The organism is Roseateles sp. GW821-FHT09H11, assembly GCF_059415845.1.
This window is the reverse complement of sequence record NZ_JBWKOA010000002.1, coordinates 421,162-438,709: the sequence shown is the minus strand read 5'-3', so window position 1 is coordinate 438,709 and position 17,548 is coordinate 421,162. Positions and strand designations below refer to the sequence as shown.

Below are 17,548 nucleotides of genomic sequence, written 5' to 3'. Positions count from 1 at the left end.
AAGACGTGTGCAAATCTGCTTATCGACATACCCGGATCATGCTTCGTCTCCGAGGCTGGCTTGTCGCGCAAATTCAGGTCAGCGAATCCTGCCGTCCGCCAAACTCGGGGATCGACTTCGGTAGCCACCGCGCTGCTGCGCGCCGCGTGTGAGGGGCTGAAGGCGCAGGGACGGAGGACTGGAACCGTCAGGACGGTCGATGATCGCGAAGCCTTCGCGCGCGATCTCTTCGATGACCGGATCCGGCGCGATCCCCATGTGGCAGAAGCGGCACTCCTCGCTCTGTTGCTGGACGTTCTGCTGCAGCGACACGATCAGTGGTCCCCGCGCAAAACCTCGACCGATTCGCAGATCACGAATTGACGGTCGAGTATCAAAACCATGACGGAGCTTTGCAGCGAATGTGACTCGATTGTCTTGACGGTCAAGAGTGGATCGACGGCGGCAGCCAGCGCGTCCATCGCGAAACGGGGGCCGCGGGCCAGCAATCCGTAGCCGCCAACCAGGTGCCTTCGCAGTTGCTCGGGTGGGCCGTTCAGATACGTCGCTGGATCGCGCCAATGCCCGAACTCCTTTGTGAGCATGGCGTGGGCCAGATAGAACACCTCTTCCGGCGATGTCGGCGCAGAGGAAAAGAATATCTGCGACTGCGGTCCGCGATGGTCAGCCAGCAGCACGTGTTCCTTGAACTGATCAATCGATCTGAAGCAGCCCGCAGTGACATTGAATTCCTTGGGCCGCAGGCACCTGAGTTCGACGCGTTGCGTTTCTTCAGGCACAACGAAACTGTCGTACTCGATGTGCAGGCGAAGGTCACCCGACTCGTCCAATGACACCGAGCTCACGCAGGCATCAAGGTCCTCATACACGGTATCGATGAGCGTCTGCAGATCCATGCCCGCTAGCCTAGCCCAAAGCCCACGCTCAACCGTCGGCTGAGGACGCAAGTCTCAAGAAGAAGCGCTCGACTCGCCCTGCGCCACCACCCCCTGCCGCCATTCCCGCGGCGATCGCCCCACCCGCTGCGTGAAGACGCGCGACAGCGCCGAAGCGTTCGCGTAGCCGAGCTGGTCGGCGATCTGCTTGATCGAGCGACCCAGTCGCAGTTGCTCCTGCGCGAGGCTCAGCCGCCAATCGGCGAGGTACGCCGCCGGCGCCTGCCCCACCAGCTCGCGGAAGCGCGCCGCGAATGCGCTGCGCGACATGCCCGCGCGCGCCGCCATGCGCTCCAGCGACCAAGCCTCGCCCGGCGCCTCGTGCACCGCCGCCAGCGCGAGCGCGACGCGCGGATCCGACAGGCCCGTCACCAGCCCCGGCTGCACGCCCGCCTCCGCCGGGTGGTCGATGAGCCAGCGCAGCAGCTGGATCAGCACGACCTCGAACAGCCGGTCCGCCAGCACGCGCTGACCGCAGCGCACGCGCTCCGTCTCCGCGAACAGCAGCTGCAAGGACATCTCCAGCCCCGCCACGCGCGCCAGCGGCAGCAGCACCAGCGGCGGCAGCGCGCGCACCAGCGGATTGAGCGGGCCGCCATCGAACTCCAGCTCCGCGCAGGTGAAGTCGGACCCCTCGCGCGGCGGGTTGCGGAACTCGTGCGCGACCGGTCGCGGATAGAAGAGCAGCGACGGCTCGTCCACGCGCAGCTTGCGCGGCAGGCCGGCGCTGGCCGGGTGGCGGAGCTCCATCTCGCCGCGCTTCATCACATGCAGGAAGCCCCGGCCCGGCAGCGGATCGAACAGGTTGACCCCGCACAGCGGCCCGACGTGGAACAGCCGCGCACGCACGCGGAAGTGCTCCAACAGCGAGGACAGCCGGTCGATCGGCGGGAGCGACGCCGTCGATGCGGGCGGTGCCTTGGCCGTCGCTTTGGGGGACGCACCGGCAGAGGACGCGGACTTGGCAGCCATGGACGTTTGGATGCGTTTGATGGACGAAACGCGGCCAATGGTACTCCTGCGAGGACCACACTGACGTCCGGCAGCCAACACCAGACGCTGCCTGACACAGCCCCCGTCATCCACCATCGAAAGGAATCATCATGTCCACCACGTCCCGCGTCGCCCTCGTCGACCCCAAGCAAGCCCAAGGCGACGCCAAGGTCGCGCTCGATCAGATCCAGGCCGCCTTCGGCGCCACGCCGGCGATGTTCCGCGCCGTGGCCAACTCGCCCGCCGCGATCAAGAGCCTGTGGGGCAGCTTCGGCGCCCTGGGCGGCGGCGTGATCCCCGCGAAGTTGGGCGAGCAGATCGCCGTCGCCATCGCCGATCGCAACGCCTGCGAGTACTGCCTGGCCGCGCACACCGCGCTTGGCCGCAAGGCGGGCGCCAGTGCCGATGAGATGGCCGCCGCGCAGATGGGCGAGTCCGCCGATCCGAAGACCGCCGCCGCGCTGCGCTTCGCGCTGAAGGTCGTCAGCGACCGCGCCCAGGTCGACGACGCCGACGTGCAGTCGCTGCGCGACGTCGGCTTCGACGACGGCGCCATCGTCGAGATCCTGGCGCACGTCGCGCTGAACCTGTTCACCAACTATGTGAACGTCGCCTTCGCGGTGCCGGTCGACTTCCCGTCGGTGAAGCTGCGCCGCGCTTGAGTGCGCACGGCGGCCCGACGTGGCACATCCCTTGCACTCACGCGGGGCATGTCCACGTCGACCGCCCTGCCCGCTTCCGCCGATGCCGTCGATCAAGCCTCGCCGGACGAGGCCGCGCGCCGGCTCGCCTTGCTGCTGGCCAGCACCGGCGAGGGCATCTTCGGCATCGACATGGACGGCCGATGCACCTTCGTGAATCGCGCCGCCTGCGACACGCTGGGCTGGCGCACCGACGAGGTGCTCGGGCGCAACATGCATGCGCTGATCCACCACTCGCATGGCGACGGCAGCGACTACCGCGAGTGCGACTGCCCGATCTTCAACGCCTTCCGCCGCGGCGATCCCTGCCGCATCGACGACGAGGTGCTCTGGCGCGCCGACGGCAGCGCCTTCCCGGCCGAGTACTCGAGCTACCCGCTCTTCGAGCACGGCCAGGTCCAGGGCGCCGTGGTCACCTTCGTCGACATCTCCAAGCGCAAGCACGCGGAAGAGCTGCTGCGCGCCAGCCACGATCAGCTCGAGCGCCGCGTCGCCGAGCGGACCTCGCAGCTGCGCGAGCTCGCGCATCACCTCGAGGCCGTCCGCGAGACCGAACGCAAGCGCATCGCGCGCGAGATCCACGATGAACTCGGCTCGCTGCTGGTCGCGCTGAAGATGGACGTCAACTGGCTGGAGCGCCGCGTCGGCGACGAAGGCCAGCGCGCCGCGATGGTGGCGAAGTGCCACCGCATGGGCGGCCTCGTCGACACGGCCGTCGATGCCGTGGGCCGCATCATCACGGACCTGCGCCCGAGCATCCTCGACCACCAGGGCCTGTGGGCCGCGCTGGAATGGCAGGCGCAGGAGTTCCAGCTCGCCGGCAGCGACGAGCGCGAGGTGCGCTTCCGCATCTTCGTCGCCGCCGATGTCGCTCCGCCCGAAGGTGGCCTGGCGATCGCGGTGTTCCGGATCTTCCAGGAGGTGCTGTCCAACGTCGCGCGCCACGCGCAGGCGTCGCGCGTCGACATCCGGATCGACGTCGACGCGCCGCCGCAGCCGGTGCTCTACCTCCAGGTCAGCGACGACGGCATCGGCGCGCCGGACGAGGCGCTCAACGACGCGCGCAGCTACGGCGTGCTCGGCATGCGCGAGCGCGCGGCGCAGTTCGGCGGCCTGCTCGGCATCGCCAGCGCGCCCGGGCGCGGCACGACGGTGCGGCTGGTCATGCCCCTGGAAGGCGTGCCGTTGGAAGAGATGCGGCGCCACGAGCCGGGGACGGAAGCGCCACGGCGCGAAGGAGAACCGTCATGACGATCCGCGTGCTGATCTGCGACGACCACCGCATCGTGCGCGAAGGCATCAAGCAGATCCTCGCCGAGGCCAGCGACCTGCGCGTGATGGGCGAGGCCGCCAACGGACCGGAGGCGATCCAGCAGGTCCGCGCGGGAGCGGCGGCCGGCTCGGGCCCCGACGTCGTGCTGCTGGACATCGCCATGCCGCAGCGCGACGGGCTCGACATCCTCAAGGCGCTCCGGAGCGAGTTCCCCAAGCTGCCGGTGCTGATGCTCTCGACCTATCCGGACCGGCAGTACGCGGTGCGCAGCCTCAAGCTGGGCGCGGCGGGCTACCTCAACAAGAGCGCGGACAGCGAGCAGATGATCGACGCCGTGCGCACCGTCGCCCGGGGCCGCCGCTTCATCACGCCCAGCGTCGCCGAGCATCTGGCCGCTGCCATCGGCGACGGCTTCGCCGCGGACGACACGGTGCCGTTGCATGAGGTGCTATCGCACCGCGAGCACCAGGTCTTCCAGATGCTGGTCGCCGGACGCAGCGTCGGCGAGATCGCGGAGCAGCTGGTGCTGTCCTCCAACACCGTGTCGACCTACCGCGCCCGCATCCTCGAGAAGACCGGCGTGCGCAACGACGTGGAGCTGACGCTCTTCGCCGTCCGGCGCGAGCTGCTGGCGCCATAGCGGGACCGCCCGATCACGTCGACATCGGCGCCGTGCGTTTTCGCTCACCCGCTGTGCAGTGATTGCGGCTCCCGCCTCCGGGGAGCCCTCGATAGCATGCCGCGACACTGACCACAGAGGGCCGACATGGCATCCGACAAGCAGCAAGCGATCCACGTTCAAGTGGTGTTCGACATCATCTGTCCCTGGTGTTTCATCGGGAAGCGGCACCTGGACAAGGCACTGAACGTCCTGCAGGACCAGGGCGTCGCGGTCCAGGTCGAATGGCTGCCCTTCCAGCTCAACCCGACGCTGCCCAAGGCGGGCATGGATCGCAAGACTTTCCGCAGCGCGCGTTTCGGCAGCTGGGAGGCCGCCGTCGCGATGGACAGCCGCGCGATGGCCGCCGGCAGTGCCGTGGGCGCGGTCTTCCGGTACGACCTGCAGACGCGGACGTCCCACACGCTGGCCGGGCACCTGCTGGTCCGCCAGGCGCTTGTCGAGGGCGGACCCGCTCTGCAGACGCGCCTCGTCGAGGCGCTGTTCGTCGCCTACTTCAGCGAGGGGCAGGACATCGGCAACGACACCGTGCTCGAGAAGATCGCGGCGGCCTCCGGCATGGCGCCGGGTGCCGTGACGCGGTCACTGTCGCGGCTGTCCGAAGTGGAAGCCGACGAACGACGTGCTCGCAGCCAGGGCCTGAACGCGGTCCCCGGGCTGATCATCAACGGCCGCCCGGTGACCAGCGGCGCGCACGACGCGCTCGCGTATGTGCGGATGATCCTGTCGGCGGCCGAGGACGGCTCGCCCGCGGTCGTGTAGTTCCAGCCCTACATCAGAACCACGGCGCGCACGATGCCGTGATCCGTCGCGCTTTCCTAGAGTGGATGCATCCGTCCACCGACCTGGAAAGCAGCGATGAGCGACCTCCGCCACGACCCTTACGACGCCGATCGCCCGCTGCTGATGCGCTGCGCCTGCGGACGCCACGGCAGCGAGGCGGAGCATGTCCGCGAGCTGGACCGCGACCGCGCTGCGGCGACGCTGCGCCAACGCGCCGACGCGATGGACACGACCGACATCGAGGCCGAGTCCAACCAGTTCGTCGAGGCCGCGTTGGTGAAGGCGCTGTTCCCGCAGGACGCGCTGCGACGCCGCTTCCTGCGCGCGGTCGGTCGCGGCAGCGCGATGGCCGCGATCGGCAGCGTGCTGCCCATCGCGCCGCTGCAGGCGATGGCGCAGGAGCGCGGCGCGCTGGAGAAGAAGGACCTCAAGATCGGCTTCATCCCGATCACCTGCGCGACGCCGCTGATCATGGCGCACCCGCTGGGCTTCTACAGCAAGCAGGGACTGAACGTCGAGGTCGTGAAGACCGCGGGCTGGGCGCTGATCCGCGACAAGATGATCAACAAGGAGTACGACGCCACGCACTTCCTCAGCCCGATGCCGCTGGCGATCAGCCTGGGTCTGGGCGCGACGGCCACGCCGATGAACGTGGCGACGATCCAGAACACCAACGGCCAGGCGATCACGCTGGCGATGAAGCACAAGGACAAGCGCGACCCGAAGTCGTGGAAGGGCTTCAAGTTCGCCGTGCCCTTCGAGTACTCGATGCACAACTTCCTGCTGCGCTACTACGTGGCGGAAGCGGGCCTCGATCCCGACCGCGACATCCAGATCCGCGTCGTGCCGCCGCCGGAGATGGTGGCCAACCTGCGCGCCGGCAACATCGACGGCTTCCTCGGCCCGGACCCGTTCAACCAGCGCGCCGTGTTCGAGGAGGTCGGCTTCATCCACATCCTCTCCAAGGAACTGTGGAACGGCCATCCCTGCTGCGCCTTCGGCACCAGCACCGAGTTCATCCAGAAGAACCCCAACACCTTCGCCGCGCTGTACCGCGCGGTGCTGACCTCGGCCGCGATGGCGCGGGAGGCGCGCAACCGCGAGCTCATCGCCAAGGTCATCGCACCGCAGGCCTACCTGAACCAGCCGGAGACGGTCATCGCGCAGGTGCTGACCGGCAAGTTCGCCGACGGCCTGGGCAACGTGCGGGTCGTGCCGGACCGCGCCGACTTCGACCCCATCCCCTGGCAGAGCATGGCCGTGTGGATGCTCACGCAGATGAAGCGCTGGGGCTATCTGAAGGGCGACGTGAACTACAAGCAGATCGCGGAGAAGGTCTTCCTGCTCACCGACGCGAAGAAGCAGATGAAGGCGCTCGACCAGGCCGTGCCGGAGGGCGCGTATCCGAAGTTCAGCGTCATGGGCAAGACCTTCGACCCCGCGCAGCCCGATGCCTACGTGGCCGGCTTCGCGATCAAGCGCGCCTGAGCGGGAGCCGCGATGACTTCGCTGAACGCGCGCGCCGCCCTGCTCTCGCTGCTGATGCTCGGGTTGGTGCTGGGCATCTGGCACCTGGCGACGATGGGCACGGGGACCGCCTCGTCCGCGGCGTCCACCGCGGGGCCGGCGATGACGGCCGAGCAGATCGAATACGCCAGGCTGATGGGCAAGCCCGTGCCCGCCGACGCGGGCGGCAGCGGCGCCTCCGCCGTGGCGGCCAAGAGCGGCTTCCCGACGCTCGCGCAGATGGGCGCGACCGTCGTCCATCACCTCGCCGATCCGTTCTACGACAAGGGCCCCAACGACAAGGGCATCGGCCTGCAGCTGGCGTACTCGCTGGGGCGGGTGGCGCTGGGTTATCTGCTCGCGGCCCTCGTCGCGATCCCGCTGGGCTTCGCGATCGGGATGAGTCCGCTGGTCCACCGCGCGCTCGATCCCTTCATCCAGGTGCTCAAGCCGATCTCGCCGCTGGCGTGGATGCCGCTGGCGCTCTACACGATCAAGGATTCGGCCGCGAGCGGCATCTTCGTGATCTTCATCTGCAGCGTCTGGCCGATGCTGATCAACACGGCCTTCGGCGTCGCCGGCGTGCGCAAGGAGTGGCTCAACGTCGCGCGCACGCTGGAGGTCCGGCCGCTGCGCCGCGCCTTCGAAGTGATCCTGCCCGCCGCCGCGCCCACCATCCTGACCGGCATGCGCATCAGCATGGGCATCGCCTGGCTGGTGATCGTCGCGGCGGAGATGCTGGTCGGCGGCACCGGCATCGGCTACTTCGTCTGGAACGAGTGGAACAACCTCAGCCTGCCCAACGTGATCTTCGCGATCCTCGTGATCGGCCTCGTGGGCATGGCGCTGGACGGGCTATTCGCCCGCGCGCAGAAGGCGGTGACGTATGCGGATTGATCCGCTGGAACAGGGCGCCGCGGCGGCGGTCGATGCGGCGCCCGTGCTGGTGCGTGTCGAAGGCCTGGCCAAGCGCTACGGCGACACGACCATCTTCGAGGACGTGGACTTCACGCTGCGCCAGGGCGAGTTCGTCTGCATCGTCGGCCACAGCGGCTGCGGCAAGACGACGATCCTGAACACGCTCGCCGGACTGGAGCAGGCCAGCGAGGGCCACGTGATCGTCGACGGCCGCGAGGTCGCCGGCCCCGGCCTCGATCGCGGCGTCGTCTTCCAGGGCCATGCGTTGATGCCCTGGCTGACGGTGCGGCAGAACATCGCCTTCGCGGTCCGCAGCAAGTGGCCGGACTGGTCGAAGACGCAGGTCGACGAGCAGGTCCGCAAGTACGTCGCCCTGGTCAGCCTGACGCCGGCGCTCGACAAGAAGCCGAGCCAGCTGTCCGGCGGCATGAAGCAGCGCGTGGGCATCGCACGGGCCTTCGCGATCGAGCCGCGGATGCTGCTGCTCGACGAGCCCTTCGGCGCGCTGGATGCGCTGACGCGCGGAACGATTCAGGACGAGCTGCTGAAGATCTGCGCCGCGACGCGGCAGACGGTCTTCATGATCACGCACGACGTGGACGAGGCCATCCTGCTGGCCGACCGCGTGATGCTGATGTCGAACGGCCCGCACGCGCGGGTCGCGGAGATCGTCGTCAACACGATGCCCCGCTCGCGCCAGCGCGCCACGCTGCATCACGACCCGCAGTACTACCCGATGCGCAACCACCTGATGGATTTCCTGGTGGAGCGCAGCCATCCCGTCACCCCTCCAAGGAGCATCCCATGAGCCGACTCGACGTCACCGAAAAGATCATCGCCACCAAGGTGGCCAAGGGCCTGAAGTGGTCCGACGTGGCCGAGGCCGTCGGCCTGAGCAAGGAATGGGTCACGGCCGGCTGCCTGGGCCAGATGACCTTCGACGACGCGCAGGCCGCGACGCTGGCGGGCCTCTTCGACCTCACCGAGGCGGAGACGCAGTGGCTCAAGGTCGTGCCCTACAAGGGCAGCCTGCCGACGTCGGTCCCGACCGATCCGCTGATTTACCGCTTCTACGAGCTGATCAGCGTCTACGGCACGACCTTCAAGGAGCTGATCCACGAGGAATTCGGCGACGGCATCATGAGCGCGATCGACTTCCGCATGGACCTGCAGCGCGAGCCCGACCCGAAGGGCGACCGCGTCAGCATCGTGATGAGCGGGAAGTTCCTGCCGTACAAGACGTATTGACGAACCGAGCCTCTGCTCGAAAGCCTGCGGCATAGAATGCCGCGCATGCATGCAACGCGGACTTCGACCAGGCGCTGGGCATGGCTCGTGAGTCTCACGATCCTGCTCGCGGCGATGCTGCCGTCGCTGTCGCATGCGATGCTGGTCCATCAGGGCGCGACCTTCGCGGAGATCTGTTCCGCCACCGGCGCCAGGCTCGTGGTGATCGACGCCGCCGGCAACGTCGATCCGGGTCGCGACAGCTCGACGCTGATGAAGACGTCGATGGACTGCCCGTATTGCGCCATCCACCATGGCGCGCCCGATCTGCCGCCCGCCACGCTGCAGTGGACACCGCCCGACGCGTTGAAGTTCGAGCGTCCGCGCCTGTTCCTCGTCGCACCGCGCCCGCTCTTCGCGTGGGCGCCTTCGCTCGCTCGCGGACCTCCCGCCGTCGCCTGATCGCCGCCTCGAGGCCGATGCGCACTTCGCTCCGTCCCGGACGCGAATCACTCCACGACTGACCTGTCGCCTTCGCTCGCGCGAATGCGCCTCTGCGCCTCTGCGCCTCTGCGCTCATGCGCTCATGCGCGGCAAGGTCGGTCCACGCCCTTTCGATCATGCGACTCCCTTCCCTCGCGCTCCGCTCGCGTTCCCCTCATGGCGATCCCGTCGCCCAGCCCGACGCGCGTCGTCGCGCCTTGACGATCGCCGCCTGCCTGCTGCCGTTGGCGGCGTGCAAGCCCTCTCCGACCTTCCACGGCATCGATCTCTCGCTGGTGAGCTACGCGAGCGATTTCGCGCTGCAAGGCGCGGACGGCCGCCCGTATCGGCTGGCCGACTTCCGCGGCAAGGTCGTGATGATGTTCTTCGGCTTCACGCAGTGCCCCGACGTCTGCCCGACCGCGCTGGCGCGCGCGGCGGCGGTGCATCAGATGCTCGGCGCGGACGCCGCAGACTTCCGGGTCCTCTTCGTCACCATCGACCCCGAGCGCGACACCGCGCCGGTGCTGGCGGCCTACACCGCCGCGTTCCATCCGAGCTTCCTCGGGCTCTACAGCGACCTCGCCGGGACCGCCGCCGTCGCCAAGGAGTTCAAGGTCTATTACGGCAAGGTGCCCACGGGTGCCAGCTACACGATGGACCACTCGACCTTGAGCACCGTGTTCGACCGCAAGGGCAAGGCGCGCCTGGCCATCAAGCACGAGATGAGCGCCGACGACCTCGCCGAGGACGTGCGCCAACTGCTCAACACCTGACCCTCCATATCCCAACACACCCATTCCGGAGAACCGACATGACTTTCAAGATCCACTCGCTGCTGCTCGTCGCGGGCTCGCTGCTCGCTTCCATCGCCCATGCCCAGGTGAAGATCGACGACGCCTGGGTGCGCGCCACCGTGCCGCAGCAGAAGGCCACCGGCGCCTTCATGAAGCTGACGGCGACGAAGGACACGAAGCTCATTGGCGTCACCACGCCATTGACGCCCAAGGCCGAGGTGCATGAGATGGCGATGCAGGACAACGTGATGCGCATGCGCCAGGTGCCGGCGATCGAGCTGCCGGCGGGCAAGACGATCGAGCTCAAGCCCGGCGGGTATCACGTGATGTTCCTGGACCTGCCCGCGCAGGTGAAGGCCGGCGACCAGGTGCCGCTGACGCTGATCTTCGAGGACCGCGGCGGCGTCCGGCAGACCGTCGAGGTGAAGGCGCCGGTTCGGGCGCTCAATGCGGCGATGCCGGCGAAGGACGACAAGGGCGGTGGTCACGGCGACCACGCGCATTGAGCGGGATCGTTCCGACCCGGCGCATCGTCTGCCCCAACTCGGGACCCCGCGTTCGGTTGGGGCGGTGATCCATGGGCGGACATCCTCCATGTTGTGGATGTGTCGGAGAGATCGCGCGGGTAGAACGTCGCCACGGACGATCGAAAGGGCGACCATGCAAGAACCGGCGCGCAAGGCAAGGAACAAGCAGCGGATGACGGAGCTGTATCCCTGGTTTGCCAAGCGGCTCGCCTTGGTGATTCGGGACCTTGAAGCGGAGGGACTGCGGCCCCGTATCCAGGATGCGTGGCGGTCGCCTGCGGATCAACTGGCCGCGTTCAACTCCGGGCACTCCAAGCTCAAGTTCGGCTTTCACAACGTCACCGGGTCGACCGGCAAGATGGAATCGCTCGCGGTCGACCTACTCGACGACAACGCACCTCTGAAGCCTGGCACGGCCTACGTCCTCAAGCTGACTTCGATTGCCGAGAGACACGGGTTGAGCACGGGGGCGCGTTGGGGATTGCCCGCCAAATTGGCGGAGGCGGTCGATGAAGCCATCGCGCAAGGAGACTGGCAGGCCCCGGTGAAGGTGGGATGGGACCCCGTCCATGTGGAGCCCGCCGGCTTCACCGTTCAGCAGGCCAAGAATGGCCTGAGGCCCGACACGGTCTGAATCTTCGTTTGGAGGCGCGTCGGATGCGCGAAGGCGGGCCGCTACTTCGAACTCCCGGACATTTGGAATGCGTTCGATCCAGGCTGGCCGCTCGCAGCGGAAACACCACACGCGATCGGTGAGCATGCGGCCATATTCGCCATAGACATTGGCGTCGGCCGCGGCCTTGCCGGGCGGGAGATACAGCAGTGTCTCGTTGGGGAACGCAAACCGCTCCTCGCATTCGAGACAGGACACGGTGCTGTAGGCCATGTTGGTCATGGGAATCCTCAGGAAGGATCCCGCACTTTACCGATCGCGCGCTGCGGTCGACGTCGCTGGGCGGCTCAGTCCGCCATCCACGCGCTGTTGGACAGCGTGCAGAGCTCCCCGACGAGGCGTTCGAAGTCGCAGGCCTTGTCGTAGAAGCCGTCCGCGCCGCAGGACAGGACGCGCGGCTCGTAGGCCGAGCGGTCTTCCGAACTCAGCACCAGGATGCGGCCGCGGAAGCGCGCCGCGCGCAGGCGTTCGATCACGCCCAGGCCGGAGCCACCGTCGATGCTCAGGTCCACCAGCACCACGTCCGGCGCGCTCAGTGCAATCGTGCTGATCGCGGCGTTCTCGCTGGAGGCCTGGCTCACCACGGTGATGGACGCCTCGGACTCCAGGCGCGACACCATCAGGCGTCGGAGCAGCGCGTTGTCCTCGATCAGTGCAACCTTCATGTCTTGTCTCCCTGTGTGACTCCATGATGGTGGATGCGCGGATCTTTTTCGAGACTGACCGGCCCCCAGCCAGGGTGGGCCCGCTGGCCGACAGGAAGTCAGGCGAAGGACTACACGGCGACGGGTTTCGCTCACGCCGCGCCGCGGCTCAGCGCCTGCGCTTCCGAGGCTGGCGCCGCTGATGCACGATCAACGCGACGAACACCACGCCCGCCGCGACGCTGGTGTGGCCGCTGTAGCTGACGAGGCCCAGGCCCCAGCCTTGTTCGGTCACGACGAGCGCGAGGCTTGCCAGCAGCAGCGCCCAGCCGGCGGTGCGCAGCGCGCGGGACTTCGCCGCGGGCAGCTCGCGGCCCAGGACGTCGCACTGGGCGCGGTCCGTCGCCATCGCAAGCGCCGCGAAGGCGGCCACGCAGATCAACAGGCTGAGGAGGTGCATCACCGCGCGCCCTCCCCGCCGGATCGCAGCGCCAAGCCGACCTCTCCGGAAGACGAGGCCGACGACGCGGCCAGCGGCGACCGCGAGGCCTGGGCATGCGGCCTGTCCTTGGCGACCGGCCGCCCCTTCAACGCGCGAGGGGCGTGGCGCCCCGTGCGGATCGCCAGGTACGCCAGCAGCGCCGCGAACGCCCAGCACATCAGCTCCACGCCCGCGAAGGTCCAGTCGCCCTGCGCGACGCTGCGCCACAGCGGGCGGTCCGTCGTCAGCGCGTTGCCCACCGGCAGCAGGGCCAGCGACACCGCGCCCAGCCACAGCAGTTCGATCCAGGCGCGCTTCGCCGGCCGGACCAGCGCGTGCAGCAGCGTCACCGCCCACACGATGAAGACCACGTGCACTTCCCACTCGGCGCGCTTCTCCAGCCCCGTGGGCAACAGCCGGTTGGCCCACAACATGCCGCTCATCGCCAGCGGCAGGCCTGCGATGGCGGCGATGTTCAGTCGCTCCACGACGCGGAAGCCGAAGTACGGCTTGTCCGGGTTTGGCAGCTTCTGGCGGCGCTTGACGGTCCACATCACCAGCCCGCTGCCGACCATCGCCGTGCCGGCCAGGCTGACGATGAAGTACAGCCAGCGGGTCGCGTCATCGCCGAAGCGCCCGAGGTGCAATCCGTACAGCACGCCGCGGGTCTCCGCCGCCGCGCCGACGCCGTTCTTCTCCTCGACCAGTCGCCCGGAGACGCCGTCGAACAGCAGGTACTGCGGACTCATCGAGACCCGACCGCCCTCGCCGCGCGTGATCGCCACGCGCGCCACGGCATCGCCCGGATTCACCGCGGTGACCCGCGCCACGCTGCCCGGTCCCCAACGGCGCTCGGCCTCGCGCACCATCGCCTCGATCGAGGCCAGCGGGGCCGCCTCGCCCGAGGGCTTGGCCGGCTGAAGGAACGCGTTCATCTCCGAGGTCAGCTGCTGCTTCATCGCCGGCGAGTTGATGCCGGCCTGCTCGCCCCACGGCATGTACAGCGTCATCAGCGTCACCAGGCCGGTGTACGTGATCATCAGGTGGAAGGGCAGCCCGAACACCGACAGCGCGTTGTGCGCGTCCAGCCACGAGCGCTGGCCCTTGCCCCAGCGGAAGGTGAAGAAGTCGGTGAAGATCTTCTTGTGCGTGATCACGCCGCTGACGATCGCCACCAGCATGAACATCGCCGCCAGTCCCGCGAGCCAGCGGCCCCAGACCACCGGCATGTAGTGGAACTGGAAGTGGAAGCGGTAGAAGAACTCGCCGCCCAGCGTCTCACGCGCGCTGACCTTCTCCCCCGTCTGCGGATCGAAGTTCGCGTCCTTGAATGCGCGCCTGGCGCCGTCCTTCGGCGGCACGCGCCAGAAGGCGTTGGCAACGCTGTGGCGATCGTCGGTCAGGCGCAGGCTCCACTGCGTGGTGCCCGGGGCCAGCGTCTCGAGCTCCCTGGCGATGCGGCCTGCGACGACGGCCGGCTCGGGCGTCACGGCCTGATGCGCGATCTCCGGCCGCATCCATTGCGACAGCTCCTCCTTGAAGTAGCTGACGGTCCCGGTGAGGAACATCGCGAACAGGAACCAGCCCAGCAGCAGGCCGGTCCAGATGTGCAGGTCCGACATCGTCTGCCGGATGCCGCGCGGCTGCGGCGCGGCCGAGGGGGCTTGGACGTCGACGCTCATGGCAAGGCGGCGGGTTCGACCGCGGTCCAGACGGACCACGCGAGAGGCAGCAGGAGCAGCGCGGCGACGATCAGCCCGACCCAGGCCCGTGTGGCGCTACGCACCGCGAAGACCCAGACGACCGCGCCAGCGTAGACGGCGAAGCTGCCGAGCATGCCGCCGATCACCGCCTGGATACGGTTCACCGGCAGCGCGAGCACCGCGACGCTGACCAGCGCCGCCAGCGCGTAACCGCCGCCGATCGCCGCGGCGATGCGCGAGATCAGCGGGAATGCGCCCCGCAGGCGTGAGACCGGGAAAGACATGGACGACGGGCTTTGTTGCAAATGAGAATTCTTCTCATCATAGAGCCGCCTCATGGAAGGGTCCATGAATGTCCGTGCGATTGCTGGAGCTTCAGCCCCCAGCGCCCTGCGCGCGTGGGGACGGGCGATTGTTGCGGGCCTCACAACAACCCATTCGCGCCTGAGCCATTTATGCGATTCGGCCCCGCGCCTAACCTTCAGTCATCGGCAAACGAAGCCGGCTCAAGACCCCAGACACCCCGATCCCACGCTCTCTCAAAGGAAACCATCATGACCGCCAAGACCCTGATCGCTACCGCCCTGATCGCCCTGTCCGCCGCCGCCGTGCCGGCCTTCGCGCAGAGCTACAGCCACCTGGACCCCATCACGCAGAGCCAGAAGAGCCGCGCTGAAGTGCTGGCGGATCTGGAGATCTATCGCGAGTCCGGCCTGGCCGCCGTGGACCGCACCGAAGACTCGTCGCTGGAACTGAATCAGCGTGCCAAGGCGGAAGCTCGCTACGCCGAGCTGAAGGCCTCGCCGAAGTACGCGGCGCTGGTGCAGCGCTTCGCGGCGAAGGAAGCCAAGGGCTCGACGACCGAAGGCGTCTCCGCCCGCTGAGCGATCCCCTCGCCCTCCCCGGCCACCAGCGCCGGCAGGACTTCGGTCCTGTCGGCGTCTTCGTTTGGGAGGGGCAATACGGCGTGTGAAGCGCGACGGCTTGTCCGCTTGGCATGCATCTCACACCGCCGCCGCGCAGCTTCGTCGCGCAGCGCTCGAAAGACGGTGCGCCACTGACGACACTGACTCCATCGACACAGCCAACCCCTTCAGGAGATCGACATGAACGCCACCCGCCTCGCCATCACTTCCGCCACCAGCACCACCGTCAAGGCCGTCGCCTTCGGTGCCATCGCGGCGTTGGCCCTCGGCCTGGGAATCGCTCATGCACAAGGACAACGCGAAATGCGTGCCTCGATCGTCACGCTGGATCCGGTGGTCATCACCGTGAAGCGCGAGCAGCTGCCCACGGTCTACATCACTGGCCGTCGCAGCGCCGACGCGGTCGACACGCAAGTCGCCTCGGCCGAGTGAACGCCTGAGGCTGCGCTGTTTCGGTGGAGCGATCCACGGACTGACGACCTTCGGTTCGCCCCCACGCAAGACGCCCGGCTCATGCCGGGCGTCTTGCTTTGTGCCGAGCACGACGAGCAGCCCCTGTGAATCGCGCGTGTCGAAGGACGGTCGATTGTTGCGAGCCTCACAACGAGGCATTGCGGCGCAGCCCGTTTATCCGAACGGGGCCCGCGCCTAACCTTCAGTCATCGGCAAACGACGCCGGCCCAAGACCCCAGACACCCCGATCCAACGCGCTCTCAAAGGAAACCATCATGACCGCCAAGACCCTGATCGCTACCGCCCTGATCGCCCTGTCCGCCGCCGCCGTGCCGGCCTTCGCGCAGAGCTACAGCCACCTCGATCCGATCACGCAGAGCCAGAAGAGCCGCGCCGAAGTGCTGGCCGATCTGGAGATCTATCGTGAGTCCGGCCTGGCTGCCGCGGACCGCACGGAAGACTTCACGCTGAACGCGAGCCAACGCGCCAAGGCAGAAGCCCGCTACGCTGAACTGAAGGCCTCGCCGAAGTACGCGGCGCTGGTGCAACGCTTCGCGGCGAAGGAAGCCAAGGGCTCGACGACCGAAGGCGTCTCCGCCCGCTGAGCGCCGCTCGCCTCCCCGGCCATGGACGCCGGCAGGACTTCGGTCCTGCCGGCGTCTTGGCTTTGTGAGCTCAATGGTTCATCCGCCTCGCCAGCGGTCCACGCTGCCGCGTTGCAGTCAGGCGTGAGCCCGGCGAAAGACCCAGTCACCCTCGTCATAGGTCAGCAAGTCCGGAGCCCTGGCCGGATCGACCCGCTCGTAGCCGCATGCGCTCAGCAGCCGGCCGCTTCGCAGGTTGACCGGCAGCGTCGTGGCCCAGCATCGCGCATCGGGGCACACGCGGGACAACTCGTCATGGAGCCAGCTCAATCCCTCCTTGGCGTAGCCGTGGCCCCAGTACGCCGGTGCCAGCAGAAAGGCCACCTCTGCGATGCCGGCGTGCACCGTCGCCTCCAGCCGCCCGATCAGTTGATGACTTCCGCGCAGTCGCACGGCGTAGTTGAGCCACCGCTCCGAAGCTCGATGGGCGGGAGGCCCGGCCAACGCCCTCCGCAGACCCAGCGCGACCTCTGCCGCGCCTGACGGCAGACCGCCGATGTGCTCGTAGACGCGTTCGTCCCAGAGCAGATTCGCCAGCGTATCGACATCGGCGTCGACGAGCGGAGACAGGGTGAGTCGGGCAGTCTGCATGGATCAAAGGCTCTCGGGCGTCGACGGTGGCCAGGATTATTGCGGCCCTCACCACGGGGCATTGCGGCGCCGCCCGTTTATCCGGACGAGGCCCGCGCCTAACCTTCAGTCATCGGCAGACGACGCCGGCCAAGACCTCAGACACCCCGATCCACTGCTCTCTCAAAGGACCTCATCATGACCGCCAAGACCCTGATCGCCACCGCCCTGATCGCCCTGTCCGCCGCCGCCGTGCCGGCCTTCGCGCAAAGCTACAGCCACCTCGATCCGATCACGCAGAGCCAGAAGAGCCGCGCCGAAGTGCTGGCCGACCTGGAGATCTATCGCGAGTCCGGCCTGGCCGCCGCGGAACGCACGGAAGACTTCACGCTGAACGCAGCCCAGCGCGCCAAGGCAGAGGCCCGCTACGCCGAGCTGAAGGCCTCGCCGAAGTACGCGACGCTGGTGCAGCGCTTCGCGGCGAAGGAAGCCAAGGGCTCGACGACCGGAGGCGTCTCCGCCCGCTGAGTGATCCCCTCGCCCTCCCCGGCCACCAGCGCCGGCAGGACTTCGGTCCCGCCGGCGTCTTCGTCTGGGAGGGGCGAAACGGCGTGTGAACCGCTACGGCTTGT

At 68.0% G+C, this 17,548-nt stretch carries 24 protein-coding genes; 16 read left to right on the top strand and 8 right to left on the bottom strand.

What is annotated here, in order from left to right; translation table 11 throughout:
- Positions 1–78: 78 nt before the first annotated feature.
- From AC07PR_RS09020 to AC07PR_RS09010, 3 genes are read right to left on the bottom strand one after another with little or no spacing between them, the layout of a single operon-like run.
- A complete protein-coding gene (locus AC07PR_RS09020; protein ID WP_495135065.1) occupies positions 79–312 on the bottom strand; it encodes a DUF2024 family protein in 234 nt (77 codons plus the stop codon).
- Between the two features lie 2 nt (positions 313–314).
- Positions 315–896 carry a hypothetical protein gene (locus AC07PR_RS09015; protein ID WP_495135064.1) on the bottom strand — a complete coding sequence of 194 codons (582 nt, stop codon included), beginning with the start codon at positions 894–896 and terminating at the stop codon, positions 315–317.
- 54 nt (positions 897–950) lie between these two features.
- Positions 951–1,907: an AraC family transcriptional regulator gene (locus tag AC07PR_RS09010; RefSeq protein WP_495135063.1), complete on the bottom strand. Its 957-nt coding sequence runs from the start codon at positions 1,905–1,907 to the stop codon at positions 951–953.
- A 131-nt stretch (positions 1,908–2,038) separates the two neighbouring features.
- Between AC07PR_RS09010 and AC07PR_RS09005 the strand changes: the two genes are divergently transcribed.
- From AC07PR_RS09005 to AC07PR_RS08950, 12 genes are all read left to right on the top strand, one after another.
- Positions 2,039–2,590, top strand: coding sequence for a carboxymuconolactone decarboxylase family protein (locus AC07PR_RS09005; protein WP_431104312.1), 552 nt, complete (start codon positions 2,039–2,041; stop codon positions 2,588–2,590).
- 48 nt (positions 2,591–2,638) lie between these two features.
- Entirely contained in the window at positions 2,639–3,880 is a 1,242-nt protein-coding gene (locus AC07PR_RS09000) for a sensor histidine kinase (protein ID WP_495135062.1), read from the top strand.
- Positions 3,877–4,542 (top strand): response regulator, encoded by a 666-nt coding sequence (locus AC07PR_RS08995; protein ID WP_377153804.1) that lies wholly within the window; start codon positions 3,877–3,879, stop codon positions 4,540–4,542. The genes AC07PR_RS09000 and AC07PR_RS08995 overlap by 4 nt, the downstream gene beginning before the upstream one ends.
- 126 nt (positions 4,543–4,668) lie before the next feature.
- Positions 4,669–5,343: a DsbA family oxidoreductase gene (locus tag AC07PR_RS08990; RefSeq protein ID WP_495135061.1), complete on the top strand. Its 675-nt coding sequence runs from the start codon at positions 4,669–4,671 to the stop codon at positions 5,341–5,343.
- A gap of 96 nt (positions 5,344–5,439) precedes the next feature.
- Complete coding sequence (locus AC07PR_RS08985) at positions 5,440–6,852, top strand: CmpA/NrtA family ABC transporter substrate-binding protein (protein ID WP_495135060.1); 1,413 nt, start codon at positions 5,440–5,442, stop codon at positions 6,850–6,852.
- A 12-nt stretch (positions 6,853–6,864) separates the two neighbouring features.
- Entirely contained in the window at positions 6,865–7,767 is a 903-nt protein-coding gene (gene ntrB, locus AC07PR_RS08980; RefSeq protein ID WP_483107003.1) for a nitrate ABC transporter permease, read from the top strand.
- The gene (locus AC07PR_RS08975) at positions 7,757–8,596 is read left to right on the top strand and encodes an ABC transporter ATP-binding protein (protein WP_377153795.1); all 840 of its coding nucleotides are present in this window, start codon (positions 7,757–7,759) and stop codon (positions 8,594–8,596) included. The genes ntrB and AC07PR_RS08975 overlap by 11 nt, the downstream gene beginning before the upstream one ends.
- Positions 8,593–9,036: a cyanase gene (gene cynS / locus AC07PR_RS08970; protein WP_377153793.1), complete on the top strand. Its 444-nt coding sequence runs from the start codon at positions 8,593–8,595 to the stop codon at positions 9,034–9,036. The genes AC07PR_RS08975 and cynS overlap by 4 nt, the downstream gene beginning before the upstream one ends.
- Before the next feature lie 87 nt (positions 9,037–9,123).
- Positions 9,124–9,477 carry a DUF2946 domain-containing protein gene (locus tag AC07PR_RS08965; protein WP_495135059.1) on the top strand — a complete coding sequence of 118 codons (354 nt, stop codon included), beginning with the start codon at positions 9,124–9,126 and terminating at the stop codon, positions 9,475–9,477.
- Between the two features lie 158 nt (positions 9,478–9,635).
- The gene (locus tag AC07PR_RS08960) at positions 9,636–10,274 is read left to right on the top strand and encodes an SCO family protein (RefSeq protein ID WP_495135058.1); all 639 of its coding nucleotides are present in this window, start codon (positions 9,636–9,638) and stop codon (positions 10,272–10,274) included.
- Positions 10,275–10,312: 38 nt separating this feature from the next.
- Positions 10,313–10,801 (top strand): copper chaperone PCu(A)C, encoded by a 489-nt coding sequence (locus AC07PR_RS08955; protein ID WP_495135057.1) that lies wholly within the window; start codon positions 10,313–10,315, stop codon positions 10,799–10,801.
- Positions 10,802–10,955: 154 nt separating this feature from the next.
- Entirely contained in the window at positions 10,956–11,456 is a 501-nt protein-coding gene (locus tag AC07PR_RS08950; protein WP_495135056.1) for a M15 family metallopeptidase domain-containing protein, read from the top strand.
- 326 nt (positions 11,457–11,782) lie between these two features.
- On the opposite strand, the gene AC07PR_RS08945 is transcribed toward AC07PR_RS08950, so the two are convergent.
- The 4 genes from AC07PR_RS08945 to AC07PR_RS08930 all read right to left on the bottom strand — a co-directional run bounded on the left by AC07PR_RS08945 (position 11,783) and on the right by AC07PR_RS08930 (position 14,607).
- Positions 11,783–12,160 (bottom strand): response regulator, encoded by a 378-nt coding sequence (locus AC07PR_RS08945; RefSeq protein ID WP_377153783.1) that lies wholly within the window; start codon positions 12,158–12,160, stop codon positions 11,783–11,785.
- 148 nt (positions 12,161–12,308) lie between these two features.
- Positions 12,309–12,599 (bottom strand): DUF3325 domain-containing protein, encoded by a 291-nt coding sequence (locus AC07PR_RS08940; RefSeq protein ID WP_377153781.1) that lies wholly within the window; start codon positions 12,597–12,599, stop codon positions 12,309–12,311.
- Entirely contained in the window at positions 12,599–14,302 is a 1,704-nt protein-coding gene (locus tag AC07PR_RS08935; RefSeq protein ID WP_495135055.1) for a PepSY-associated TM helix domain-containing protein, read from the bottom strand. The genes AC07PR_RS08940 and AC07PR_RS08935 overlap by 1 nt, the downstream gene beginning before the upstream one ends.
- The gene (locus AC07PR_RS08930) at positions 14,299–14,607 is read right to left on the bottom strand and encodes a DUF3649 domain-containing protein (protein WP_495135054.1); all 309 of its coding nucleotides are present in this window, start codon (positions 14,605–14,607) and stop codon (positions 14,299–14,301) included. Before AC07PR_RS08930 ends, AC07PR_RS08935 begins: the two co-directional genes overlap by 4 nt.
- Positions 14,608–14,877: 270 nt before the next feature.
- Here AC07PR_RS08930 and AC07PR_RS08925 point away from each other — a divergent pair, with 270 nt between their 5' ends.
- The 3 genes from AC07PR_RS08925 to AC07PR_RS08915 all read left to right on the top strand — a co-directional run bounded on the left by AC07PR_RS08925 (position 14,878) and on the right by AC07PR_RS08915 (position 16,307).
- On the top strand, positions 14,878–15,207 hold the full coding sequence (locus AC07PR_RS08925; RefSeq protein ID WP_495135053.1) for a DUF4148 domain-containing protein: 330 nt from the start codon (positions 14,878–14,880) through the stop codon (positions 15,205–15,207).
- A 222-nt stretch (positions 15,208–15,429) separates the two neighbouring features.
- Entirely contained in the window at positions 15,430–15,681 is a 252-nt protein-coding gene (locus AC07PR_RS08920) for a hypothetical protein (RefSeq protein WP_377153775.1), read from the top strand.
- A 296-nt stretch (positions 15,682–15,977) separates the two neighbouring features.
- Positions 15,978–16,307 (top strand): DUF4148 domain-containing protein, encoded by a 330-nt coding sequence (locus AC07PR_RS08915; protein WP_377153773.1) that lies wholly within the window; start codon positions 15,978–15,980, stop codon positions 16,305–16,307.
- A gap of 117 nt (positions 16,308–16,424) precedes the next feature.
- On the opposite strand, the gene AC07PR_RS08910 is transcribed toward AC07PR_RS08915, so the two are convergent.
- Positions 16,425–16,937, bottom strand: a complete 513-nt coding sequence (locus AC07PR_RS08910; protein ID WP_495135052.1) for a GNAT family N-acetyltransferase — start codon at positions 16,935–16,937, stop codon at positions 16,425–16,427.
- A 177-nt stretch (positions 16,938–17,114) separates the two neighbouring features.
- Between AC07PR_RS08910 and AC07PR_RS08905 the strand changes: the two genes are divergently transcribed.
- Positions 17,115–17,444, top strand: a complete 330-nt coding sequence (locus AC07PR_RS08905) for a DUF4148 domain-containing protein (RefSeq protein WP_495135051.1) — start codon at positions 17,115–17,117, stop codon at positions 17,442–17,444.
- Positions 17,445–17,548: the final 104 nt, after the last annotated feature.

Coding starts and splice junctions, on each gene's coding strand:
- AC07PR_RS09015 (WP_495135064.1), bottom strand. CDS start 896: ATGGATCTGCAGACGCTCATCGATACCGTGTATGAGGACCTTGATGCC.
- AC07PR_RS09010 (WP_495135063.1), bottom strand. CDS start 1,907: ATGGCTGCCAAGTCCGCGTCCTCTGCCGGTGCGTCCCCCAAAGCGACG.
- AC07PR_RS09005 (WP_431104312.1), top strand. CDS start 2,039: ATGTCCACCACGTCCCGCGTCGCCCTCGTCGACCCCAAGCAAGCCCAA.
- AC07PR_RS09000 (WP_495135062.1), top strand. CDS start 2,639: ATGTCCACGTCGACCGCCCTGCCCGCTTCCGCCGATGCCGTCGATCAA.
- AC07PR_RS08995 (WP_377153804.1), top strand. CDS start 3,877: ATGACGATCCGCGTGCTGATCTGCGACGACCACCGCATCGTGCGCGAA.
- AC07PR_RS08990 (WP_495135061.1), top strand. CDS start 4,669: ATGGCATCCGACAAGCAGCAAGCGATCCACGTTCAAGTGGTGTTCGAC.
- AC07PR_RS08985 (WP_495135060.1), top strand. CDS start 5,440: ATGAGCGACCTCCGCCACGACCCTTACGACGCCGATCGCCCGCTGCTG.
- ntrB (WP_483107003.1), top strand. CDS start 6,865: ATGACTTCGCTGAACGCGCGCGCCGCCCTGCTCTCGCTGCTGATGCTC.
- AC07PR_RS08975 (WP_377153795.1), top strand. CDS start 7,757: ATGCGGATTGATCCGCTGGAACAGGGCGCCGCGGCGGCGGTCGATGCG.
- cynS (WP_377153793.1), top strand. CDS start 8,593: ATGAGCCGACTCGACGTCACCGAAAAGATCATCGCCACCAAGGTGGCC.
- AC07PR_RS08960 (WP_495135058.1), top strand. CDS start 9,636: ATGCGACTCCCTTCCCTCGCGCTCCGCTCGCGTTCCCCTCATGGCGAT.
- AC07PR_RS08955 (WP_495135057.1), top strand. CDS start 10,313: ATGACTTTCAAGATCCACTCGCTGCTGCTCGTCGCGGGCTCGCTGCTC.
- AC07PR_RS08950 (WP_495135056.1), top strand. CDS start 10,956: ATGCAAGAACCGGCGCGCAAGGCAAGGAACAAGCAGCGGATGACGGAG.
- AC07PR_RS08945 (WP_377153783.1), bottom strand. CDS start 12,160: ATGAAGGTTGCACTGATCGAGGACAACGCGCTGCTCCGACGCCTGATG.
- AC07PR_RS08940 (WP_377153781.1), bottom strand. CDS start 12,599: ATGCACCTCCTCAGCCTGTTGATCTGCGTGGCCGCCTTCGCGGCGCTT.
- AC07PR_RS08935 (WP_495135055.1), bottom strand. CDS start 14,302: ATGAGCGTCGACGTCCAAGCCCCCTCGGCCGCGCCGCAGCCGCGCGGC.
- AC07PR_RS08930 (WP_495135054.1), bottom strand. CDS start 14,607: ATGTCTTTCCCGGTCTCACGCCTGCGGGGCGCATTCCCGCTGATCTCG.
- AC07PR_RS08925 (WP_495135053.1), top strand. CDS start 14,878: ATGACCGCCAAGACCCTGATCGCTACCGCCCTGATCGCCCTGTCCGCC.
- AC07PR_RS08920 (WP_377153775.1), top strand. CDS start 15,430: ATGAACGCCACCCGCCTCGCCATCACTTCCGCCACCAGCACCACCGTC.
- AC07PR_RS08915 (WP_377153773.1), top strand. CDS start 15,978: ATGACCGCCAAGACCCTGATCGCTACCGCCCTGATCGCCCTGTCCGCC.
- AC07PR_RS08910 (WP_495135052.1), bottom strand. CDS start 16,937: ATGCAGACTGCCCGACTCACCCTGTCTCCGCTCGTCGACGCCGATGTC.
- AC07PR_RS08905 (WP_495135051.1), top strand. CDS start 17,115: ATGACCGCCAAGACCCTGATCGCCACCGCCCTGATCGCCCTGTCCGCC.